We start from the raw sequence: 20,677 nt of genomic DNA, 5'->3' as shown, positions 1-20,677 counted from the left end.
GGCTGCCGACCGGCGGGAGACGACCCGCGTTCAGAACCGCCAGGCGGGATCGTTGGCGATCGCCAGCAGCGCGGTCGTGTCCAACGAGCCCTCCGGCCGTTCCGGGAACTGCTGGAGGGTGACCGTCCGGCCGTCGGCCCGCAGCACGCGGACGTACTGCGAGGTGCGCCCGCCCTGCGGGAAGGTGAGCGTCACCGCCTCGGCCCGGCCGCCGTCGGGCAGGTCGACCAGCTCGCACCGGCTGGTCGGCGCCACCTCCTCGGGTGCGGGGTGGCCGGGAAGCGGGGTGATCTTCGGAAGGGCCACCGTGGCGCACAGCGGGACCTTCGGGGCGTCCGCCGTCCGCTCGCCGCCGCCGATGAACTCCACCGGGCCGCCCGCGCCGCGCCAGACGACCCGGAAGGTGCGTCCGGCGATGTCCCCGGCCCGGACGTCGGAGGCACCGGGCGGCAGCAGTCCGGCGAGCGTCGCCCCGAGCCGCTCGCTGGTCCAGCCGGTCGGCCGGTCGGTGCCGGGCCCGAAGGAATCGGGACGCAGCGCCTGCGGGGCCTCGCCGACCTCGCCGACCAGGGCGACCGGGCCGGTCAGCGGATCGGCGACGGCGGCCGTCGGCGCGGCGACGGGGCCGGAGGCGGGAGCCGCCGAGGCGAGGCACACCACCACGGTGGCGAGGGCGGCGGTGACGCCCGCGCCGGCCCCGGTCCGGGCCAGCCGCCGCACCCCGCTGCGGCGGCGGCCGGCGGCCATCGCCGCCTCGACCGTCCCGGCCCGCAGCGGCGGTTCGGCGCCGAGCCCGGCCGCGAGGAGGAGGCGGATGTCGTCCTGGTCGTCAGGAGTGTCGTTGTTTCTCACGGGGCGTCCTTCACGGGGTTTCGGATTTCCTTGACGGGGGCGCTCACCGGGTGCGCGTCGCGGGAGCGGGCGCGGTGGTGAGCTGCTCGAACGGATCGGTCTCGCCCAGCAGCTCGCGCAGCTTGGCGAGCGCCCTGGCGGTGTGGCTCTTGACGGTGCCGACGCTGCAGTTGAGCGCCCGCGCCGTCGTCGGGATGTCCATGTCGACCCAGAACCTCAGGACGACGACCGCGCGCTGACGCGTCGGCAGGGCGCTGAGCGCCGTCCTGACCTGCAGGCTGAGCGACGGGTCCGTCGCCGGTCCGGCGGAGTCGGGCAGCGTCTCCGTCGGCCGCTCTCTGCGCCACCGTCGTCTGCAGTGGTCGATGCTGGCGCGGGTCACCACGGTCTGGGCGTACGCCTCCAGGTTGTCGATCCGGTGTCGGCGGTCCCAGTTCGCGTAGAGCTTGGTCAGCGCGATCTGGGTGATGTCCTCGGCGTGGTGCCAGTCGCCGCAGATCCAGTAGGCGGTACGCCGCATGTCCTCCAGCCGCTCCTCGGCGAAGGTGCGGAACTCGTCCAGGTCAGAGGTGCGCATGGGAGGCCTCCGTTCGTTTCTGTACACATCGACGGAACGGGCAGGCCCCGGAGATGTCACGGTTCGCCGATTTTTTCCGAGGGATTTTTCCTGACGACTCATGACATCCTGCGCCGGGCTCCGTTCCGTCGATCCCCACGACAGACCGAACACGCGGGGACCGGGCCCGGACCGGGTCCCGCCGGAGGGGACGGATGCGCATGCGCAGGACATCGAGGACGGGGCGGCTGACGGCCGCTCTGCTGGGAGCGGTACTCGTGGGAACGGTGGCCGCACCGGCCGCCTGGGCGCGACCGGCCACGTCGCCCGCCGCCGGCGGACCGGGCGCGGCGGCCGGAGCGGGGAGGCCGGTCCAGGTCACCCTGATCACCGGCGACCGGGTCACCGCCCGGGTCGCAGCCGACGGCACGGTCGCGGTGACCGGCGTCCAGCCCGGCCCCGGACGCGCCGAGTTGACCTTCAGCCGGGCGCCGGGCGCCCCCGGCAGCGTCAACCTGGTTCCGCAGGACGCCGAGCAGCCGCTGCGCGCGGGGCGGCTCGACCCGCGGCTCTTCGACGTCGCCGGGCTGATCGCCCAGGGCTACGACGACGGCGGCAGCCGGGAGCTGCCGTTGATCGTCGGCCGCGAGCCGGGGGCCGGCCCGGCCGTCGGCCTGGCCGCCACCGCGCCGCCGCCGGGCGTCACCGCCGTCCGCGAGCTGGAGAGCGTGCACGGGGCGGCGCTGCGCGCCGACAAGCGCCGCACCGGGGAGCTCTGGCAGCGGCTCGGCCCGGCCGCCGCCACTACCACCGCGGGCCTCGCCGAGGGAGCGGCCGGGCTGGCCCCGGGCGTCGCGAAGATCTGGCTGGACGGCAAGGTCGGCGCCGCCCTGGACCGCTCCACCGCGCAGATCGGCGCGCCCGAGGCCTGGCGCTCGGGCCTCACCGGCCGGGGGGTCAAGGTCGCGGTGCTGGACACCGGGATCGACGGCGGTCACCCCGACCTGGCCGGCTCGATCGGCGAGAGCTCCGACTTCACCGGCGCTGCCGCCGGGGTGAAGGACGCCGACGGGCACGGCACCCACGTCGCCTCGATCGTCGGCGGGGACGGCGCCGCCTCCGAGGGCCGCTTCAAGGGCGTCGCCCCCGACGCCGAGCTGCTGGTCGGCAAGGTCCTCGACGACCAGGGCAGCGGCCAGGAGTCATGGGTCCTCCAGGGCATGGAGTGGGCCGCGGCCCGGGCGCCGATCGTGAACGTCAGCCTCACCGGCCCGCCCACCGACGGCACCGACCCGATGGCCCAGGCCGTCAACGCGCTCTCCGACCGGTACGGCACGCTGTTCGTCGCCGCCGCGGGCAACAGCGGCCGGGCCGGGACGGTCGGCACCCCGGGCTCGGCCGATGCCGCGCTCACCGTCGGCTCGGTCGACCGGGACGACCGGCTCTCCCGGCTCTCCAGCCAGGGACCGCGCGCCGGCGACCACGCCGTCAAGCCGGACCTCACCGCGCCGGGCAGCGACATCGTCGCCGCCCGGGCCGCCGGCACCACCGGCCAGAGCCCGGTCGGCGACCACTACACCGCCATCTCCGGCACCTCGATGGCCGCCCCGCACGTCGCCGGCGCCGCCGCCCTGCTGCTTCAGCAGCACCCGGACTGGAAGGGACCGCAGCTCAAGGCGGCCCTCACCTCCTCCGCCCGGCCCGCCGCCGACCAGAGCAGCTACCAGCAGGGGGCCGGCCGGCTGGACGCCGCCCGCGCCACCGCGCAGACCGTGCTCGCCACCGCCGAGTCCACCGGGATCCGCTTCACCGACCAGCAGACCGGCCCCGCGGTGACCCGCACCGTCACCTACCGGAACACCGGCCGGGAGCCGGTCACCCTCGACCTGGCCACCTCGGTCACCGCCGCCGACGGCGCCTCAAGGCCAGCCGGCGCGCTCACCGTGGCCCCCACCCGACTGACGCTGCCCGCCGGCAGCAGCGGCCGGGCCACGGTCACCGCCGACCCGGCCGCGGTCGCCGCCGGCGCCACCCTCAGCGGCCGGGTCACCGCGAGCGAAGGCGGTGCCGGCGGCGTGACGGTCCCGTCCGTCACCACGGCCTTCGCCCTGAGCCGGGAGGCCGTGCACCACGAGATCACCGTGCAGGCAGTGGACCGGGAGGGGGCGCCGCTCGGCCCGGGCGACTGGCAGACCGGCTTCTCCCAGCTCCACCTCGTCGACCTCGACACCCGCGCGGCGTACGCGTTGCGGTTCACCGACGGCACCGCCACCGTCCGCGTCCCGGAGGGCCGTTACAACCTCGCCGGCAAGCTCGTCACCCCCGGCAGGAACGGCGGCCGTCCCAGCGCCACCCTGCTGCTCCAGCCGGAACTGGACCTGCGCGGCGACAGCCGGCTCTCCGTCGACGGCCGTCAGGGCCGACAGATCACTGTCGCCGTGCCCGACCGGGACGTCGTGCCGTTCTCGCTGTCGGCCGGCTTCTGCTACCGCAGCGCGCAGGGCGCCCCGTGCGCCGGCGAGGCGCTCGCCCTCGGCATGCCCGGCAACCTCTATGTGATCCCGGGCGGCCGGCCGGCCGCCGGCACGCTGGACTTCGCCGTGCAGAGCCTCCAGCGCGGACCGGATCGCAAGGACGGCCGCCTGCCCGACCGCTACGACCTGTTCCTGCACACCACCGGCGCCCTGCCCGACCCGGCGTTCCGGGTCGCCAGGGACGAGCTCGCCACCGTCTCCACCCTCTACGCCGCCCAGTCCGCCGGCACCAGCGGTGTGATGAGCAGCTACGCCGAGGCCGACGGCATCGGCGGGCTGACCTACGGCGAGCCGACCTTTCCGCTGCCCGCCGCCCGCACCGAGTACTTCACCACCCGGGGCCAGCAGCGCGAGACGTACTTCGGCCAGGAGAGCGGCCCCGGCGGAGAGCTCTTCCCGCCGGCCGTCACCCAGAGCGGGGTGGTGCCCTGCGCCGCCGGAACGTCCTGCGTCGAGCGGTGGAACGGCGCGGTCACCGGTCCCGGCCTCGCCGGCGGCAAGGACGGCGCCGCCACGATGGTCCGCACCGGCGACCACTTCCTGACGGTCTTCCCGCAGCTGTTCTCGGACTCCGCCCCCGGGCACTACGGCTCCCCGCTCCCGCTGCGCATGGACGACACCGTCCAGCTCGAACTGGCCCGCGACGGTCGGCGGATCGGTGCCGCCGACGCCCCGGCGGCGACCTTCGCCGTCCCGCCGGCCGAGGGCTCCTACCGCCTGACGGCCAAGGCGACCCGCGCCGAACCGTGGGCGCTCTCCAGCACCGTCGAGGCCGCGTGGACCTTCCGCTCGGGCCCCGTCGCGGCAGGGCCCGGTGGCTCGGTGCGCGCCGAGCCCCTGCCGGTCGGTGTCGTCCGGCTGAGCGCCCCGGTGGACGCCGAGAGCCGGGCAGCGCGCGACCGGCACACGGTCACCGCCAAGGTCGAGCGCCAGAGCGGCGCTCCCGCGCCCGTCACCACGCGGCTCACCGCCGAGGTCTCCTTCGACGGCGGTGCGAACTGGCAGAACGCCTCCGTGGACGGAGCCGGTCACGGCACCCGGCGGATCACCGTCGACCCGCCCGTGCAGGGGGACGCGGACGTCTCGCTGCGGGTCACCGCCCAGGACGCGGACGGGTCGACGGTCGAGCAGACGATCCTGCACGCCTACCGGCTGAAGCCCTGACGGGCGAGAGGACGGCACCGGTGCGGAGGGAGGGGAGCGAAGTGGCGGGGCGGTAGCGGTGGTTCCCCGGGCCCGCCGGTGGGCAGGGGAAGGAGCGAACGGTCGGACGCTATCCGTTGGACCGGTTGACGAGTCGTCGATGAGGAGGGCCGCATGACCAAGCAGGCGTACGGACAGATCGCGCACCGCCACGTCGAGGTGAACGGGGTTCGGCTGCACGTCGCCGAGCAGGGGGAGGGGCCGCTGGTCCTGCTGCTGCACGGCTTCCCGGAGAGCTGGTACTCCTGGCGGCACCAGTTCGCCCCGCTCGCCGAGGCCGGCTACCGGGTGGTCGCCGTCGACCAGCGCGGCTACGCCCGCAGCGAGCAGCCCGAGTCGGTCGACGCCTACACCCTGCTCCACCTGGTCGGCGACGTCACCGGCCTGATCCGGGCGCTCGGCGAGGAGCGCGCGGTGCTGGTCGGCCACGACTGGGGCGCCCCGGTCGCCTGGACCACCGCGACCCTGCGCCCCGACCTGGTGCGCGGGGTGGCCGGGCTCAGCGTCCCGCCGCTGCCGACCCTCGGCCTGCCGCCGCTGGCGCAGGCCAGGGAGCGGTTCGGTGACGGCTTCTACCAGATCTACTTCCAGCGTCCCGGGGTCGCCGACGCCGAACTCGCCCGGGACCCGCACGCGACGTTCCGCCGGATGTTCTACAGCGGCTCCGGTGACCGTCCGCGCGGGGCGGGGCCGCAGGCCTGGGTGATCGGCGAGGGCCAGAGCCTGCTGGACGGCGTCGTCGAGCCGGAGAAGCTGCCCGACTGGCTGTCGGAGGCGGACATCGAGGCCTTCGTCGCCGACTACGCCGAGCACGGCGAGCGGGCGTTCACCGGTGGCCTCAACTGGTACCGCAACATCGACCGGAACAACGAGCTGCTCGCCGGGCTCGTCGGCCGGCCCGTGGAGGTCCCCGCCCTCTATGTGGCCGGCGACCAGGACATGGCCACGGCCGTGATCCCGGAGGACGCGATGCGGCTGCTGCTGGATCACCTGGCGCCCGAGCTGTACCGGCGGGTCACCCTGCCGGGCATCGGGCACTGGACGCAGCAGGAGAGCCCGGCCGAGGTCACCGACGCCCTGTTGGACTTCCTCCGGCACCTGGACGGCTGAGACCCACCGGGCGGGCGGGGCGGGCGGGGTCGGTTCTTCCGGCCCCTGCCCGATCCGCCCGCCCGGACCGGGCAGCCTCCTCACCCACCTTCGAGCCGTTCATGGAGGTCTTCGGCGAAACGCGTGCGGTAGACCCCGTGGGCGATGCTTGCGGGGGACTGGTAGCCCCGGTGCTCCGGGTTCGCGACCTCCTCGTCCCACGGCACGACGTGGTCCGCGGGCAGCGCCGCGCGGTCCAGATACATCTGCGCGGCCTCCTCCAGCGACCGTTCCCCCGCGATCACCGAGCCCCAGAGCCCGCGGCCCTGCCCGACCACCCATCCGCACAGATCCTCGGTGTCGTCCTCGGACCAGAATTCCCCGTCCACGCGCACGCCTTCCGAGAAGTCGGCCAGCGCGTCCGCTGCGGCCTCGTACGCGAGCGCGAAGGCTTCAAGGACCTCCCGGGGCTGGGACTCCAACCACAACTCAAGAGTGGACAGACGTGGTCGTGTCGCTTCCAGGACGTCCCAGAACCAGTCAGGAACATCTTCCGGCGCCATGGCGGCTCCCGTGTCGACGGCTTCGGTTGGCAGGCAGGCAATCAGACCGGGAGGAGCCGGGCGATGAACTCGCCCAGCCGGCGGGCATTGCGGCAGCAGTGCATCTCGACCACCTGGGCGTAGGCGGGGGCGGCCGAGTCGCCGGTGCCCCAGAGGGCGGGCTGTTCCGGGTTGAGCCAGTGGACCCGGCGGGCGCGGGCGGTGATGCGCTGGAGGGCGGGCAGGTTGGGATCCCGGTAGTTGTTCCGGGCGTCGCCGAGGATCAGCACACTGGTCCGCGGGCCCACGGCGTCCAGGTGGCGATCGGCGAACTCGCCGAGCGCCGAGCCGTAGTCGCTGTTGCCGTGGTAGCCCGTCACCTTGGCCTCGGTGAGGATCCGCCGGGCCAGGGCGGCCGGGTCGCCTCCGCCGCGGGTGAGCAGGTCGGTCACCTCGGCGGTGCGGTTGACGAAGGCGAACACCCGGATCTTGCTGAACTGGTCGCGCATCGCCTGGACCAGCAGCAGGGTGAAGTCGGAGAAACCGGCCACCGAGCCGGACACGTCGCAGAGCAGGACCAGCTCCGGCCGGGCCGGGCGGCGCAGTCGGTGGGCCGGACGCAGCGGGACGCCGCCGGTGGACAGCGAGCGGCGCAGGGTGCGGCGCAGGTCGATGTGCCCGCGCGCCGCCCGGCGTCGGCGGGCGGTCAGCCGGGTGGCCAGCTTCCGGGCCAACGGGTGCACGGTGCGCCGGAGTTCGGCGAGCTGGTCGGGGCCGGCCGTGAGGAAGTCGATCCGGTCGATGCCGGGTGCCACGGCCCGTTCGGCGATGTGCTCGGTGCCGCGCAGCTCGGCCGCCCGCCGACGGGCCTCGGTGGCGACCATGGCGCGGAAGCCCTGGATGCGGCGGCGGATCTCGTCGGGAAGGAGGTGGTCGGCCAGGTCGGGGCCGAGGTCAGGGCCGGAACCGGGGCCGCCCCGGCCGTCGGCGCCCGCGCGCAGCGCCGCCAGCACCCGGGCCAGCAGGGTCTCCGGGGCGAGTCGGCCGAGGGTCTGGTAGGCCGACCAGCCGTCGCCGCCGGGCCGGCCGGAGCCGCCGGCGGTGCCGTACCGGCCGAACGCGGCCACCGCCTCGCCCGCGAGTCCGACCTGTGCGGCCCGGTCGTCGGCTGCGAGCGCGGCCGCCAGCCGCGCCCGGAGGTCCTCGCGCAGTGCGGTCTGGTCCAGCGCGGCCGGGTCGAGGGCGGCCGGGTCCGATGCGGCCGGGTCGGCGGCCCGGCGCACGGCCTCCGGATCGCCGACGCCGAGCGGGAAGAACAGGTCGAAGGCGGCGTCGAAGACCCCGCGCTGCCCGTCGGAGCGCAGCAGGGCGGCGGCGAGCCCGGCCCTGACCTGTGCGCGGTCGGCGAGGCCGAGCACCTCCAGGACGGCGGCGGCGTCGACCGTCTCGGCGGGCCCGATCCGCAGGCCGTGGGTGCGCAGCGCGCGCACGAAGCCGGTCAGCCGGGCGGCGAGGTCGGCGGGCGGGCCGCCGGTGGCGGTCGCGGTGCCGTCCCCGGGCCGGTCCCCGGGCCGGGGCGGGACGGTCATGCGAGGGTGAGCTTCTGCGCGGCCTTCAGCACGTCGTCCTGGTGCTTGAGGATCACCCCGAGGGTGGCGCGCACCACGGGCTCGTCGAGGGTGTCGGCGCCGAGGGCGAGCAGGGTGCGGGCCCAGTCGACGGTCTCGGCCACCGAGGGGGCCTTGCGCAGCTCCATCGCCCGCAGCGCGCCGACCACCCGGACCAGCGACTCGGCCAGCGCCGCGTCCAGGCCGGGGACGCGCAGCCGGACGATCCGGCGCTCCAGTTCGGCCTCCGGGTAGTCGAGGTGGAGGAAGAGGCAGCGCCGGCGCAGCGCCTCGGAGAGCTCCCGGGTGGCGTTGGAGGTGAGCAGGACGAACGGGCGGCGGCTCGCCGTGATGGTGCCCAACTCGGGCACGGTGACCTGGAAGTCGCTGAGCACTTCGAGCAGCAGCGCCTCGACCTCGACGTCGGCCTTGTCCATCTCGTCGATGAGCAGCACGGTCGGTTCGTCGCCGCGGATGGCGGTCAGCAGCGGCCTGGTGAGCAGGAACTCCTCGCCGAAGATGTCGGAGCGGGCCTCGTCCCACCCCTCGTCGCGCCCGGCGGTGATCCGCAGCAGCTGCTTGGCGTGGTTCCACTCGTAGAGCGCGCGGGCCTCGTCGATGCCCTCGTAGCACTGGAGCCGGACCAGCCGGGCGCGGCCGATCGCGGCGACGGCCTTGGCCAGTTCGGTCTTGCCGACGCCGGCCGGTCCCTCGACGAGCAGCGGTTTTCCGAGCCGGTCGGCGAGGAAGACGGCGGTGGCCACCTCGGTGGAGGCGAGGTAGCCCGCCTCGGCCAGCCGGGCGGCCGTGTCGGCCACCGACTCGAAGAACTGCGTGCCCTCGCCGCCCATGCGTGCCCCACATCCCCGTCGTCCGGTGCCTGTGGGCAGCACCCTACCGGTGGGTCACTTCGCTGTCCCGGCCCGTGCGGTGACGGCCGGGCACGGAGGGAGCCCGGTCGGCGCCCGAGGGCCGCCGACCGGGCGTGTCACCGGCGCCGCGGGGGCGTCAGTTGACGAAGACGACCGGGTTCCCGGTCACCGAGATGTCCCGGACCGGGCCGTAGGTGGCGGTGAAGTAGCCGACCGGGAAGCAGGTGCTCGGGCCGGAGAACTTCGGCAGCGCCTGGGCGCTGAAGCCGATGGTCTGGCCGATGTTGTTGGTCGTGCCGGCGAGGCCGCCGGGGGCCCGGTAGACACAGGTGATGGTGCCCAGGATGGTCTTCAGCACCACGGTGGTCTGCACCGGGCCGGCCGTGCCCGGGTCGAGCGAGACCGGGAAGCCCGCGGCGTCGCTGACCGAGTTGATGTAGGCGAGGTTGTTGACGGTGATGCTCTGCACGCCGGTCACGCCGATCACGTTCGCCGTGCAGGAGCCGAAGGTCTGGGTGTTGAGCGACTCGGTGGCGGTCCCGGAGGCGGCCGGGTTGGTGATGACGGTCGCGGAGAACGCGGAGGTGGCGCACTTGATGCCGGTCGTTCCGGTGGCGCTGGAGGAGAAGTTGGCGGTGGTGCCGCCCACCAGGTCGGCCGTGAGCACGTCGCCGACCGAGACGTTCGGGCCGGCGAGCGAGGTGTGGGTGAGGACGGCGACGGGGGCGGCGGCCGGGGCGGTGGCGTCGGCGGCCTGGGCGGGGGCGACGGTGCCGGCGGCCAGCATCGCGGCGGCGGCGAGGGCCGCGGTTGCGAGGGTACGGCGGATGCGCATGAGGGTGTGCCTCTCCGGGCGATTCGGGTGGGGGAGCCCCGTGCGGCCGGGTGCGTGGGTGCGCGCGGCGGCGTCGGCCGCGGTGTGACCGCGACGGGGGTGGTGCGGGGTGGGGCGCCGCGGACGGCGACTCGGCGGGCCCGGCGCCACGGGCCCGCCCGTACGGGCGGCGGTACCGGCGGCACGACGCTGTGCGGCGGGTACGGCGCGGCCCGGATCGACCGCTCACGGCCACACGGGGCCGGCCGCGGTCGAGTACGGCTGAGTACGGCGGGGTGGAACGGTGGTGCGGCAAACCAGATGGAGCAAAGGTGGGGCAAAGGTGGGGCGTGAGGGTACGTGCGGTGCAGGGTGCACGTCGGCGGCTGCCACCGCCGGGCATGCGTTCGCCATACTGAGCAGTCGGAACGCGTGCGGGCTTCCGGCGGCGTCCGCCGCGAATTGGAAACCCGCCAGTGTTGTAAACCGGACGTCGCGTCAATGTCAAGAAGAAGCACAGGAGTTGGCGATGAAACCGGAAACCCGCCGAAGCGCCGAAACCGCCCTGCTGCCCGGTGCGCGCACCGGTCGCGACCCCGCCCGGTCGATCAAGCGCGGCCCGAGCCGGCTGCCGCCGGGGGTGGTGGCCGCGACCCAGCGCGAGCGCCTGCTCGACGGGCTGGTGCTCACCGTGGCCCAGCACGGCTACCAGCGCGCCACGGTCAGCGACATCTGCCGCGCCGCCGGGGTGACCAGGCCGGTGTTCTACGAGCTGTTCACCGGCAAGGAGGACGCCTTCCTGGCCGCCCACCGGTACGGCACCGGCGTGGTGATCCGGCGGATGGCGGCGGCGTTCGCGGCGGCACCGGACTGGTGCGCCGGGATCCGCGAGTCGCTGCGGGCGATGCTCGGACTGCTGGCCGGAGTGCCGGCCTTCGCGACCATGGCGGTCATCGAGCTGGACGCGGTCGGTCCGGCCGGGCGCCGCGAGCGCGACCACCTCCTGACCAGGTTCCGCGCCTTCTTCGCCGAGGTGCCCGAACTCCCGGCCGGGGTCACGGCACAGGCGATGGTCGACGCCGTGGTCGGCGGCGTCTACTGCACCCTGCAGCGCTGTATCGGAGCCGACCGCACCGCCGAACTCCCCGATCTTCTCCCGACCTTGAGCCTCTTCTGCCTGGCGCCCTTCCTCGGCCCGGCCGAGGCTGCGCGCCGCCTGGAACTGGACCCGATGCCGTAGGGCCGGGCGTCACGCCGGCCGTCGGGACCAGCCGTCGGGACCGGCTGTCGGGATCGGGCGCCGCGCCGACCACCGGCCGCGAGAAGCGGACGATGATCCTTCGTGCACCCGTATTGACCCGCTCAATACCGGGCAGTAGCTTCCCAGTTACCCACTGCGGCCCGACCGGCCCGCCCCGCTGCCGAGGGGCGGTCCCTCCCGGCCGTGCCGCAGAACGCTGTCCGCGCCAGGACAACGTGCCAGTGACTGCCCGTCCCCACCACCCGAGGGAGCACACATGGCCACGTCCGAGGACGCCGCCCACACCACCGAGAGCACCGCCGGTACGGAGACGCCCGCGCAGCGCAAGGGCCGGGTCCGGCTGAAGCGCACCGCGCTGATGGCCGTGCCCGCCGTCGCCGCCGGCGCCGTGCTGATGACGCTGACCGCGCAGGGCGTGCTCGCGGCGCAGTTCTCGATCTCCGGGATGCCGTTCACCGTCACCGCGGACAGCCTGGACGGCGTCGGCTTCGAGCAGTTCGGCAGTCTGGACCACATGATCGACGACAGCCCCAACGCAGGGGACACCGGCGGACAGGTGCTGGTCGCGGTCTCCGCGATCAAGGAGGCCTCGCTCACCAAGCTCTGCCAGAGCGTCGAACTCGGCGGCATCAACCTGCTGATCAAGGCCGGTGACGCCGGGACACCGGTGACCGCCACCAACCTCACCACCGACTCCGACGTGCTCACCGGCGACGCCGAGTTCACGAACATCGAGATCGGCGGCGACGCGAGCACCTACACCAAGGCCGGCGTCAAGGGCCTGCCCGGTGTCTTCGGCCAGCAGGCCGACACCGTCACGATCCGCAACCTGCGGCAGCACAACTACGCCAGCACCGCCGCCGCCTTCAAACTGCCCAACCTGCACCTGAGCTTCAGCACCGAGGGCTGCTGACAGTGGCCGAGCAAGACCCGGCGCCCGTGCCCGAGCCGACCGCCGACGCCGCACCCGAGGCCGCCACAGCGACAGCCACGGCCACAGCCGCGGCCCGGACCCGCCTGTCCTGGCGAGGCTGGCGCGGTCGCCGGCCGTTCTGGGGCGGCGCCCTGGTCCTGTTCGGCGGCGCGGAGATCCTCTTCACCCTGCGCGCCCCGCTGCCGGTCGTCCTGCACATCGGGCTCCAGGGGCTGTCCGGCTACCTCGTCCCGGTCGTGATGGTGGTCTGCGGCCTGCTGGTCCTGTTCAACCCGGCCCAGCGCCTGTTCTATTCGATCATCGCCGTGCTGGCGTCGCTGGCCAGTTGGCTCACCTCGAACCTGGGCGGCTTCCTGATCGGCATGCTGTTCGGCCTGGTCGGCAGCTGCCTCACCTTCGGCTGGATGCCCGACCAGCCCCCGCGCCGCCGCCTGCTGCGCCGGGGCCAGGGCCGCCGGAAGGCCGCCGGCCCGGCCGGCGTCTGAGGCGGTCGCGGCCGGCGCCCGACGCAGACCCCGCGTCCGGCGTGGCCGCGGCCGGCCGACCACCGGTCCGCCGCCCGGCACCGCCGCCGCGGCCCCGGTGACGGCGGGCCCGCGACCGGCGCCCCGCCCCCGGCGATGGGAGAGCACCGGGGACGGGGCGTCGCACGCGTACCGCCCGGGGCCGGCGCCGCGTCGGCTGCACGCCGCGCGGGACGGCCGCCGCCTCAGCCGGACGGTTTCCTCGGCCGGACGGGCGCGTCAGATGGTCGCCGCGTCGATGACGAACCGGTAGCGCACCTCGCTCCGCAGCACGCGCTCGTACGCCTCGTTGATCTGGTCGGCCCGGATCAGCTCGATCTCCGCGCCGATCCCGTGCTCGGCGCAGAAGTCCAGCATCTCCTGGGTCTCCGGCAGTCCGCCGATCATCGATCCGGCGATCGACCGGCGCCCGGTGAGCAGTGCGTGCGCGCCGACGGCGACCGGCTTCTCCGGCGCGCCGACCTGGACCAGCGTGCCGTCGGTCCGCAGCAGTCCGAGGTAGGCGCTCAGGTCCAGGTCGGCCGAGACCGTGTTGACGATGAGGTCGAAGCGGCCCGCCAGCTCCGTGAACGTCGCCGGGTCGGAGGTGGCCCGGTAGTCGTGGGCGCCGAGCCGGAGCCCGTCCTCGCGCTTGCGCAGCGACTGGCTGAGCACGGTGACCTCGGCCCCCTTGGCCCGGGCCATCTTCACCCCGAGGTGGCCCAGCCCGCCGAGGCCGACCACCGCGACCTTCCGGCCCGGCCCGGCGCCCCAGTGGGCGAGCGGGGAGTACAGGGTGATGCCCGCGCAGAGCAGCGGCGCGGCGACGTCCAGCGCCAGCGCGTCGGGGATGCGCAGCGCGTACTGCTCGTCGACCACCAGCTGCCGGGCGTACCCGCCGTAGGTCGGCGCGCCGTCGCGCCCGCGGGCGTTGTACGTCAGGACGGCGCCGCCCTCGCCCGTGCAGTACTGCTGCAGCCCGGCGCGGCAGTTGTCGCACTCCCGGCAGGAGTCGACGAGGCAGCCGACGCCGACCCGGTCGCCGACCGACCAGCGGGAGACCCCGGCGCCGACCGCCGCGACCACCCCGGCGATCTCGTGGCCGGGGACCATCGGGAAGATGCCCGGCCCCCAGTCCTCGTCGACCTGGTGGATGTCCGAGTGGCAGATGCCCGCGTAGCGGATGTCGATGAGGATGTCGTGGGCGCCGAGCGCCCGGCGCGGCACGGTGCTCCGCTCCAGCGGCGTCCTGGGAGCCGGGGCGGCGTAGACCGCGGTCCGGCCGGCCCCGGTGTCGGGCAGCGGGGCGTCCGCCGGGGGAGTCGTGGTGCGGGCGTCGGTGCCCGTCGCGCTCGTTGCGATCGTCGTGTTCGTCATGCCTCAAGGCTCGGCGCGCCGCGCAGGTCCAGCCAGGCCCGTGGCCGTCGTACGTTCCCCGTTCCTACCACGGGCAGTATCACCCTGCGCGCCCCCGCGTCCCCGGGTCCGGGCCCATACTGCTGTGCATGGACCCGCGCACCGAGCTCAGCGACTTCCTGCGGTCCCGCCGGGCCCGGCTGCGGCCCGCCGACGTCGGACTGCCCGACTACGGGGGCCGGCGGCGCGTCCCCGGGCTGCGCCGCGAGGAGCTGGCCCAACTGGCCGGCGTGAGCACGGCGTACTACGTGCGGCTGGAGCAGGGCCACGGCGCGAACGTCTCGGCGGCCGTCCTGGACGCGATCGCCCGCGCCCTGCGCCTGGACCCCGCCGAGCACGACCACCTGCGGCGGATCACCCAGCCGGCCCGCCGCGGCGCGGGGCGGGCCCGCGCGGCGCGTCCGCAGCGGGTGCGGCCCGAACTGCAGCAGCTGCTGGACGCGATGGACGGCGTCCCGGCGTACGTCCTCGGGCGGCGGCTCGACGTGATCGCCTGGAACCGCCTCGGCAACGCCCTGATCGGCGATGTCGCCACGCTGCCGCCGGAGCAGCGGAACCTGGCCTGGCTGGTCTTCCTCGACCGGTCCGCCCGCGAGCTCTACCTCGACTGGGAGGCCAAGGCGACCGACCTGGTGGGGATGCTCCGGCTCGAAGCCGGCCGTGACCCGGACGATCCCCGGCTCGCCTCGCTGATCGGCGAGCTGTGCGTCAAGAGCGAGGACTTCCGGCGGCTGTGGGCCGCGCACGACGTCCGGGACAAGGGCCACGGGGTCAAGGAGCTGCACCATCCGGTGGTCGGTCGGCTGACCCTCCGCTACGAGACGTTCCGCCCGGCCGGCGACGCGGACCAGGTGCTGGTCGCCTACCACGCCGATCCGGGCTCCCCCTCGGCCGAGTCGCTGCGCCTGCTGGCCAGCTGGACGGCGGCGGATCCGGCGGCACCCCGGACCCTGCCCCAGACCCTGACCCCGTCCCAGACCCCGCCCCTGACCCCGGATCCGGCAGCCGCGACGGAATCCGGACCCGGTTCGTCGACAGGTCGGTAGTCCTCTTCCCGGGACGCGACCCGGTCCGGTGGTCCCGGTGCAGCAGGGACCACCGGCCCTGTCCGGACCCCCGCGCGTGGCCGTTTACTGGGCCTGGCCCCGGTTGGGCCGCCCCCTGCCCGAAATCGGGCCGGAAGCCGTCCGAACGGTGAACATCCGAGGTCGGAACGGTGTCTGACAGGTGATTAGGCTGCGGTTCATGGACCTGGACACCACCAGCAGCACCGCCGAGTACGACCGGTTGATCGCGCGCCACCACGCCATGCGCCTGCGCCGGCAGATCCTGGCGCCGGCGCCGTCCTTCGCCGCAGCGCCCGCCGGTCCGGGCGGCGCGCCCGGCGGCGACCGTCCCGACGCCCGCCCGGCGGCCGGCGGGTACGGTGCGCACGAGGCGTACGGCGCGTACGACCGGGACCACGACGGCGCGGCCGACCAGCGGGTGATCCTCGGAGGCCTCGGCCTGGTCACCCCGTTCGCGGACCTCATCGACCACCTCTACACGTTCATGTTCCGCCGCCGCCCCTTCCTGCGTGCGCTGTTCCCGGAGTCCATGGAGTTCCAGCAGGTCCACCTGGAGCGGATGTTCGAGTACCTGATCGAGCACCTGCACCAGCCGGACCGGCTCTCCTCCACGCTCGCCCAGCTCGGCCGCGACCACCGCAAGCTGGGCGTCCGCCCGGTCCACTACGAGGCCTTCGAAGAGGCGCTCTGCGAGGCGATCCGGCACCGGTCGGGCGCGCAGTGGACCGCGGAGCTGGAGGCGGCCTGGGTGCGGATGCTGCGCTTCGCCGTCCGGTCGATGGTGGCGGGCGCGGAGTCGGCGCTCACCGAACCCCCGTACTGGCACGCCACGGTCGTCGGCCACGAGCGCCGCCGGGCCGACCTCGCCGTGGTCCGGGTGCGCACCGGCGAGCCGTACCCGTACCGGGCCGGGCAGTACGGGACCGTCGAGCACCCGCTGCTGCCGCACACCTGGCGGCAGTACTCGATGGGCTGCGCGCCGCGCTCCGACAACGAGCTGGAGTTCCACGTCCGCCGCACCGGGCCGGGCGGGGTGAGCGAGGCGCTGGTCGAGCACACCGCCGTCGGCGACCGGCTGCGGCTCGGCCCGCCGCGCGGCACGCTGATGCCGGAGGACGACACCCGGGACCTCCTGCTGGTGGCCGGAGGCACCGGGCTCGCCCCGATGAAGGCGATCGTCGAGGAGCTGGTGGAGCACCGTCCGCGCGGGCGCCGGGTCCACCTGTTCGTCGGGGCGCGGGCCCGGGCCGACCTCTACGACTGGCAGGCCCTCACCGAACTCGGCGGCCGCAAGCCCTGGTTGGAGCTGATCCCGGTCGCGGACGACGCCGCCGACGGCCCCGCGGGCCCGGGCGGCCGGCTGGCCGAGGCGGTCAGCCGGGCCGGCGACTGGTCCCAGCACCTGGCCTGCGTCAGCGGCCCGGCGGGCCTGGTCGACGAGGTCCGCACCCGGTTGGTCGCCTCCGGCCTGCCGTCCACCCGGATCCACCACGACCCGGTGCTCGCCCGCCTCTGAAGCCCGGCCCGCCCGGCCCGGGTCGCCTGCCTGCCTGCCCGCCCGGCCCGCCCGTTCCGCCGACGCACCGGTACCGCCGACGCACCGGTACCGCGGACGCACCGGTACCGCCGGCGGCACCGGTCCGCTAGCGGTAGCAGTAGGAGTCCGAGGAGGCGTCCCCGCCCGCCAGGTGCGTCTGGTGCACCCGCAGCCCGCGGAACTCCTCGCCGTGCGGGAAGAACCGGGGGTCCACGCTGAGCCCGCCCCGCTCCGGGTCGGCGTCCAGCTTCACGATCCACGGCTCGATGCCGTCCGGGTAGAACTGGTCGTCCCACGACCCGTACAGCGAGTTGGTGAGGTAGAGCCGCCGCCCGTCCCGGCTGATCTCGACCATCTGCGGCGCACCGCTCAGCGGGCGCTCCGGCTCGGCCGGGTGGGGCGTGCGGGCCGTCACCCCGCCGAGCCGCACGGAGGCGGTGAGGCGGGGCTGGAACGGGTCCGCCACGTCGTACTGCAGCAGCTCGCCGGTGCCCCAGGCGGAGACGTACAGCCAGCGGTCGTCGACCGACAGGTTGATGTCGGTGACCAGCGGCGGCACGGCGCCGAACGGTTGGAGGACGGGCGGCAGGTCCTCGGCCTTCGCGGGCTCGGCGGGGATCTCGATCACCTTGCGCGCGGTGAACGCCTCACCGTCGCGGTACCAGAGCCAGACCGAGGCCGAGAGGTCCTCCACGTTGGTGACCACCCCGGCGAACCCCCACTCGGCCTGCGGGTCGTGGGCCGGGCGCAGCTCCAGCACCATCTGGTACTGGTCGCCCAGGTCGATCCGCTGCAGGTGCCGCCCCGAGTCCAGCTCCCAGAAGTGCAGGGCGTGCCCGTACTTGCGGCCGAGCAGCAGCTCCGGCACCACGCCGTCCTCGACCATCCACGGCGTGCCCCACTCGCTGGTGACGCCCACGTTGGTGCCCAGGTGCCACCACACGTCGTAGGAGAAGTTCTGCGGGCCGCGCTCGGTCTCCCAGGGGCGCAGCACGTCGAAGGTGGTGTGGTCGAGCAGGGCGACCCCGCCGGGGCCGTCCCCGCCGGCGGCCGCACCGAGGCAGGACAGGAAGACGCCGTCCGGCCCGCAGTGCAGGGTGTGCGGGCGCGAGTACCCGGCTCTCGCCGCCAGTTCCTCCGCCGTCACCGTCTTCACCAGTTTCGGGCGGACCGGGTCCGGCCGGGTGTCCAGGACGTGCAGCTGTGAGGAGCGCAGGCCGGGCAGCAGCAGATAGCGCCGCTCGGCGCCGTGGTGGCCGGCGTGCGCGAGCGCGCTGGAGCACGCGTTCCAGCCGAAGTGGTGCAGCTCGTCGCCCACCCCGGGCATGTCGGTGAGGTTGAGCACGCGCCCGTAGCTCGCCGACGCCGGGTCGGTGTCGACGGTGATCAGCGCGTCCGGCCGCTGCGCCGACCGGTCGAAACCCGCCACGTAGGCGAGCTTCTCCGGCGGAGCGGCGATCGCCTCGGCGGGCGTGCGGTAGAGGGAGGGATCGCTGTGGCCGGGGTGCCGGTCGTCGTGCGGGCCGTGTTCATGCGGCATGCTGGCTCCTCAACTCGCCTGATCGGCAAGGGAAGTGACAGGGGCCCGGGTAGCCTTCCACAGACTCGCGGGCGCACAGCAGGCGCACGGGGAGCGGGCGGGGGCCGGGGGCGGCGCGCCCCGGCCCCCGAGGGAGCGCGGACAGCTCCGTGCACGGCCCAGTGGAGGGCTCGGCGCACGGCTCAGTGCGAGGATCGGCGCACGGCTCAGTGCACGGCTCAGTGCACGGCGAGCGGGAAGTACGCGCCGAGCCAGCGGTCGAGCTCGGCGAACACCTGGGTGCGGGCGGTCTCGCCGGACAGCACGAGGTCGTGCATGCCGCCCTTGATCCGGACGATCGTCACCTGACGGCCCAGGTGGGGGCCGGCGGCCGCGATGTCGTCGGCGCGCAGGACGGCGTCCGCGTGGTGCAGGGCGGCGTGCCAGCGGGTGGTGGAGATGGAGGCGGTGGAGGCCATCAGCAGCACCGGCACGTCGATCCCGAGCCCGCGCCGCAGCTCCCGGTGGCCGCGCTGGACGGCGGCCAGCCAGCCGGCGAACAGCGGCACGCCCTCGGCCGGCTTGAGCGTCAGGTCGAAGTCCCACTCGCCGCGGAAGTCGCGGTGCAGGCTGTGCACGTAGTGCGGGTTGAGCGCGGAGGGCAGCACCCGGGTGGGCGAGAAGCGGCCGATCGCGTCCAGCGCCGGGGCGCCGAGGGTGCGTACGGCCGGGGCGGCCGGCATGGAGAGGAACGGGCTGTTGAGGAACAGGCCGTCGACCAGGCCCCGTCCGGCGCGCCGCCCGGCCCACAGGGCGGCGATCAGCCCGCCGGTGGAGTGGCCGTTGACCAGCAGGTGGGCGTGGCCGTCCTGCCGCCGGATGATCCGCACCGCCTCGTCCAGCTCCTCGTCGTACGTCGCGAGGTCGCGCACGAAGTTCGGCGAGTGGTGCGGGCGCAGCGAGCGGCCGTACTTGCGCAGGTCGAGCGCGTAGAAGGAGAAGCCGGCGGCGACGTAGTGGTCGGCGAGGTGGGTCTGGAACCAGTAGTCGTTGTAGCCGTGGATGTACAGGACGGCCCGATCCGAGCCGGGGACCAGCCGGCGGACCAGGGTCGCCGAGACCTCGCCCTCCTCGTCCGGCCGCAGCGGTAGCTCGGCGGCCTCGTAGGGGGCACCGAGGATGTCTTCGCGGAACTCCATGGCCACGGGCACCCACTCTCTGCTCGGAATCTTCGGAAGCGTCGGGATCTCCGGGATCTCCGGAACCCCGGGTCTCGGGAATCCCGGGTCCCGGAATCCCGGAACGTCCGGGAACCCCGACGATACCGGCCGGTAGCCTCGGGCGTGACGGCGACTCGGGCCGGGCGCCTATGCTGCGGACATGCCCGAGATGCCCGACCCGCCCACCTCGCCCCCGGATCCGCCCGCCGCGTCGGGGGCCCCGGCCGACGAACCCGTGCCGGTGGCGCGGCGCACCGACCTCGGGCAGGCGAAGCTGCTCCCCGACATCGACCACGACGGCGGCTGGCTGCTGACCCTCGACGACACCCCGCAGTCCTACGTCGACCTCGGCGACCCGACCCATCTGGAGTTCGAGTACACCCAGCGCCTCGGCCACCTCGTCGACGCGCTCGCCGAGCCCGGCCGCCCGCTGGACGCCCTCCACCTGGGCGGCGGCGCGCTGACCCTGCCCCGCTACCTGGCCGCCACCCGGCCCGGCTCGCGCCAGCGCGTGGTGGAGGTGGACGGCCCGCTGCTCGCCCTGGTCGAGCGGCACCTCCCGTGGCGCGGACCCGGCGTCGACATCACCGCCGAGGTGGGGGACGCCCGCGCCGCCCTCGCGGCGACCGCGCAGGCCGCGCCCGGCTCGCTGGACCTGATCGTCGCGGACGTCTTCCACGGCTCGCGCACCCCCGGGCACCTCACCTCGGTGGAGTTCCTGCGGCTGGCGGCGGCCGCGCTGCGCCCCGGCGGCTGCTACGCGGCGAACCTCGCCGACGGCCCGCCGCTCGCCTTCGCCCGCGCCCAGGCGGCGACGCTGCGCGCCGTCTTCCCGCAGGCCTGCCTGATCGCCGAGCCGCCCGTGCTGCGCGGGCGGCGGTACGGCAACGTCCTGCTGGTCGGCTCGGCCGGGCCGCTGCCGGTCGCGGACCTCGCCCGCCGGCTGGCCGGGGACATCTTCCCGGCCCGGCTCACCGAGGGCGCCGACCTCGCCGGTTTCACCGCCCGCACGGCGCCGGTCACCGACGCCACCGCCACCGACTCCCCGCCGCCCCCGGAGGGCGCGTTCAGCGTCGGCTGAGCGGACCGGCCCAGCGTGTCGGCGCGCCGACACCGCGCGCACCGCCGTCCGCGCGCTCCCCGGTGTCAGA

The 20,677-nt window shown here is 74.9% G+C and carries 17 protein-coding genes; 8 read left to right on the top strand and 9 right to left on the bottom strand.

Features of this window, described 5'->3' with window-relative positions; all coding sequences use genetic code 11:
* Positions 1-30 precede the first annotated feature (30 nt).
* Positions 31-852 (bottom strand): hypothetical protein, encoded by an 822-nt coding sequence (locus ACFCLZ_RS04105; RefSeq protein ID WP_380283261.1) that lies wholly within the window; start codon positions 850-852, stop codon positions 31-33.
* Between the two features lie 43 nt (positions 853-895).
* Complete coding sequence (locus ACFCLZ_RS04100; RefSeq protein WP_380283259.1) at positions 896-1,429, bottom strand: SigE family RNA polymerase sigma factor; 534 nt, start codon at positions 1,427-1,429, stop codon at positions 896-898.
* Positions 1,430-1,629: 200 nt separating this feature from the next.
* Between ACFCLZ_RS04100 and ACFCLZ_RS04095 the strand changes: the two genes are divergently transcribed.
* Together ACFCLZ_RS04095 and ACFCLZ_RS04090 are read left to right on the top strand one after the other, a co-directional pair.
* Complete coding sequence (locus tag ACFCLZ_RS04095; RefSeq protein WP_380283258.1) at positions 1,630-5,106, top strand: S8 family serine peptidase; 3,477 nt, start codon at positions 1,630-1,632, stop codon at positions 5,104-5,106.
* 153 nt (positions 5,107-5,259) lie between these two features.
* Entirely contained in the window at positions 5,260-6,255 is a 996-nt protein-coding gene (locus ACFCLZ_RS04090; RefSeq protein WP_380283257.1) for an alpha/beta fold hydrolase, read from the top strand.
* An 80-nt stretch (positions 6,256-6,335) separates the two neighbouring features.
* Here ACFCLZ_RS04090 and ACFCLZ_RS04085 read toward each other — a convergent pair whose 3' ends face one another.
* From ACFCLZ_RS04085 to ACFCLZ_RS04070, 4 genes are all read right to left on the bottom strand, one after another.
* Entirely contained in the window at positions 6,336-6,797 is a 462-nt protein-coding gene (locus tag ACFCLZ_RS04085) for a hypothetical protein (protein WP_380283256.1), read from the bottom strand.
* A gap of 41 nt (positions 6,798-6,838) precedes the next feature.
* On the bottom strand, positions 6,839-8,365 hold the full coding sequence (locus ACFCLZ_RS04080) for a VWA domain-containing protein (RefSeq protein WP_380283255.1): 1,527 nt from the start codon (positions 8,363-8,365) through the stop codon (positions 6,839-6,841).
* A complete protein-coding gene (locus tag ACFCLZ_RS04075; RefSeq protein ID WP_380283254.1) occupies positions 8,362-9,234 on the bottom strand; it encodes an AAA family ATPase in 873 nt (290 codons plus the stop codon). The genes ACFCLZ_RS04080 and ACFCLZ_RS04075 overlap by 4 nt, the downstream gene beginning before the upstream one ends.
* A gap of 157 nt (positions 9,235-9,391) precedes the next feature.
* Complete coding sequence (locus ACFCLZ_RS04070) at positions 9,392-10,090, bottom strand: Tat pathway signal sequence domain protein (protein ID WP_380283253.1); 699 nt, start codon at positions 10,088-10,090, stop codon at positions 9,392-9,394.
* Between the two features lie 508 nt (positions 10,091-10,598).
* Here ACFCLZ_RS04070 and ACFCLZ_RS04065 point away from each other — a divergent pair.
* The 3 genes from ACFCLZ_RS04065 to ACFCLZ_RS04055 all read left to right on the top strand — a co-directional run bounded on the left by ACFCLZ_RS04065 (position 10,599) and on the right by ACFCLZ_RS04055 (position 12,749).
* The gene (locus ACFCLZ_RS04065; protein WP_380283252.1) at positions 10,599-11,309 is read left to right on the top strand and encodes a TetR/AcrR family transcriptional regulator; all 711 of its coding nucleotides are present in this window, start codon (positions 10,599-10,601) and stop codon (positions 11,307-11,309) included.
* A 277-nt stretch (positions 11,310-11,586) separates the two neighbouring features.
* Entirely contained in the window at positions 11,587-12,243 is a 657-nt protein-coding gene (locus tag ACFCLZ_RS04060) for a DUF6230 family protein (protein WP_380283251.1), read from the top strand.
* A gap of 104 nt (positions 12,244-12,347) precedes the next feature.
* On the top strand, positions 12,348-12,749 hold the full coding sequence (locus ACFCLZ_RS04055; RefSeq protein ID WP_380286067.1) for a DUF6114 domain-containing protein: 402 nt from the start codon (positions 12,348-12,350) through the stop codon (positions 12,747-12,749).
* A 258-nt stretch (positions 12,750-13,007) separates the two neighbouring features.
* On the opposite strand, the gene ACFCLZ_RS04050 is transcribed toward ACFCLZ_RS04055, so the two are convergent.
* Complete coding sequence (locus ACFCLZ_RS04050) at positions 13,008-14,144, bottom strand: NAD(P)-dependent alcohol dehydrogenase (RefSeq protein WP_380283250.1); 1,137 nt, start codon at positions 14,142-14,144, stop codon at positions 13,008-13,010.
* A gap of 128 nt (positions 14,145-14,272) precedes the next feature.
* On the opposite strand from ACFCLZ_RS04050, the gene ACFCLZ_RS04045 reads away from it, so the two are divergent.
* The gene (locus ACFCLZ_RS04045; RefSeq protein WP_380283249.1) at positions 14,273-15,229 is read left to right on the top strand and encodes a helix-turn-helix domain-containing protein; all 957 of its coding nucleotides are present in this window, start codon (positions 14,273-14,275) and stop codon (positions 15,227-15,229) included.
* Between the two features lie 199 nt (positions 15,230-15,428).
* The gene (locus ACFCLZ_RS04040) at positions 15,429-16,766 is read left to right on the top strand and encodes a globin domain-containing protein (RefSeq protein ID WP_380283248.1); all 1,338 of its coding nucleotides are present in this window, start codon (positions 15,429-15,431) and stop codon (positions 16,764-16,766) included.
* A gap of 127 nt (positions 16,767-16,893) precedes the next feature.
* On the opposite strand, the gene ACFCLZ_RS04035 is transcribed toward ACFCLZ_RS04040, so the two are convergent.
* Positions 16,894-18,327: a selenium-binding protein SBP56-related protein gene (locus ACFCLZ_RS04035; RefSeq protein ID WP_380283247.1), complete on the bottom strand. Its 1,434-nt coding sequence runs from the start codon at positions 18,325-18,327 to the stop codon at positions 16,894-16,896.
* 218 nt (positions 18,328-18,545) lie between these two features.
* Positions 18,546-19,505, bottom strand: coding sequence for an alpha/beta hydrolase (locus ACFCLZ_RS04030; protein WP_380283246.1), 960 nt, complete (start codon positions 19,503-19,505; stop codon positions 18,546-18,548).
* Between the two features lie 190 nt (positions 19,506-19,695).
* Between ACFCLZ_RS04030 and ACFCLZ_RS04025 the strand changes: the two genes are divergently transcribed.
* Complete coding sequence (locus ACFCLZ_RS04025; RefSeq protein WP_380286066.1) at positions 19,696-20,607, top strand: spermidine synthase; 912 nt, start codon at positions 19,696-19,698, stop codon at positions 20,605-20,607.
* The last annotated feature ends 70 nt before the right edge of the window (positions 20,608-20,677 follow it).

It is taken from the genome of Kitasatospora purpeofusca (assembly GCF_042691725.1).
GTDB lineage: Bacteria > Actinomycetota > Actinomycetes > Streptomycetales > Streptomycetaceae > Kitasatospora > Kitasatospora purpeofusca_B.
Note: the sequence above shows the minus strand (reverse complement) of the source record. Positions and strands in the feature narration are given on the sequence as shown.

Coding starts and splice junctions, on each gene's coding strand:
- ACFCLZ_RS04040 (WP_380283248.1), top strand. CDS start 15,429: ATGGACCTGGACACCACCAGCAGCACCGCCGAGTACGACCGGTTGATC.
- ACFCLZ_RS04060 (WP_380283251.1), top strand. CDS start 11,587: ATGGCCACGTCCGAGGACGCCGCCCACACCACCGAGAGCACCGCCGGT.
- ACFCLZ_RS04045 (WP_380283249.1), top strand. CDS start 14,273: ATGGACCCGCGCACCGAGCTCAGCGACTTCCTGCGGTCCCGCCGGGCC.
- ACFCLZ_RS04090 (WP_380283257.1), top strand. CDS start 5,260: ATGACCAAGCAGGCGTACGGACAGATCGCGCACCGCCACGTCGAGGTG.
- ACFCLZ_RS04050 (WP_380283250.1), bottom strand. CDS start 14,144: ATGACGAACACGACGATCGCAACGAGCGCGACGGGCACCGACGCCCGC.
- ACFCLZ_RS04025 (WP_380286066.1), top strand. CDS start 19,696: ATGCCCGACCCGCCCACCTCGCCCCCGGATCCGCCCGCCGCGTCGGGG.
- ACFCLZ_RS04065 (WP_380283252.1), top strand. CDS start 10,599: ATGAAACCGGAAACCCGCCGAAGCGCCGAAACCGCCCTGCTGCCCGGT.
- ACFCLZ_RS04080 (WP_380283255.1), bottom strand. CDS start 8,365: ATGACCGTCCCGCCCCGGCCCGGGGACCGGCCCGGGGACGGCACCGCG.
- ACFCLZ_RS04070 (WP_380283253.1), bottom strand. CDS start 10,090: ATGCGCATCCGCCGTACCCTCGCAACCGCGGCCCTCGCCGCCGCCGCG.
- ACFCLZ_RS04085 (WP_380283256.1), bottom strand. CDS start 6,797: ATGGCGCCGGAAGATGTTCCTGACTGGTTCTGGGACGTCCTGGAAGCG.
- ACFCLZ_RS04100 (WP_380283259.1), bottom strand. CDS start 1,429: ATGCGCACCTCTGACCTGGACGAGTTCCGCACCTTCGCCGAGGAGCGG.
- ACFCLZ_RS04035 (WP_380283247.1), bottom strand. CDS start 18,327: ATGCCGCATGAACACGGCCCGCACGACGACCGGCACCCCGGCCACAGC.
- ACFCLZ_RS04030 (WP_380283246.1), bottom strand. CDS start 19,505: ATGGAGTTCCGCGAAGACATCCTCGGTGCCCCCTACGAGGCCGCCGAG.
- ACFCLZ_RS04075 (WP_380283254.1), bottom strand. CDS start 9,234: ATGGGCGGCGAGGGCACGCAGTTCTTCGAGTCGGTGGCCGACACGGCC.
- ACFCLZ_RS04095 (WP_380283258.1), top strand. CDS start 1,630: ATGCGCAGGACATCGAGGACGGGGCGGCTGACGGCCGCTCTGCTGGGA.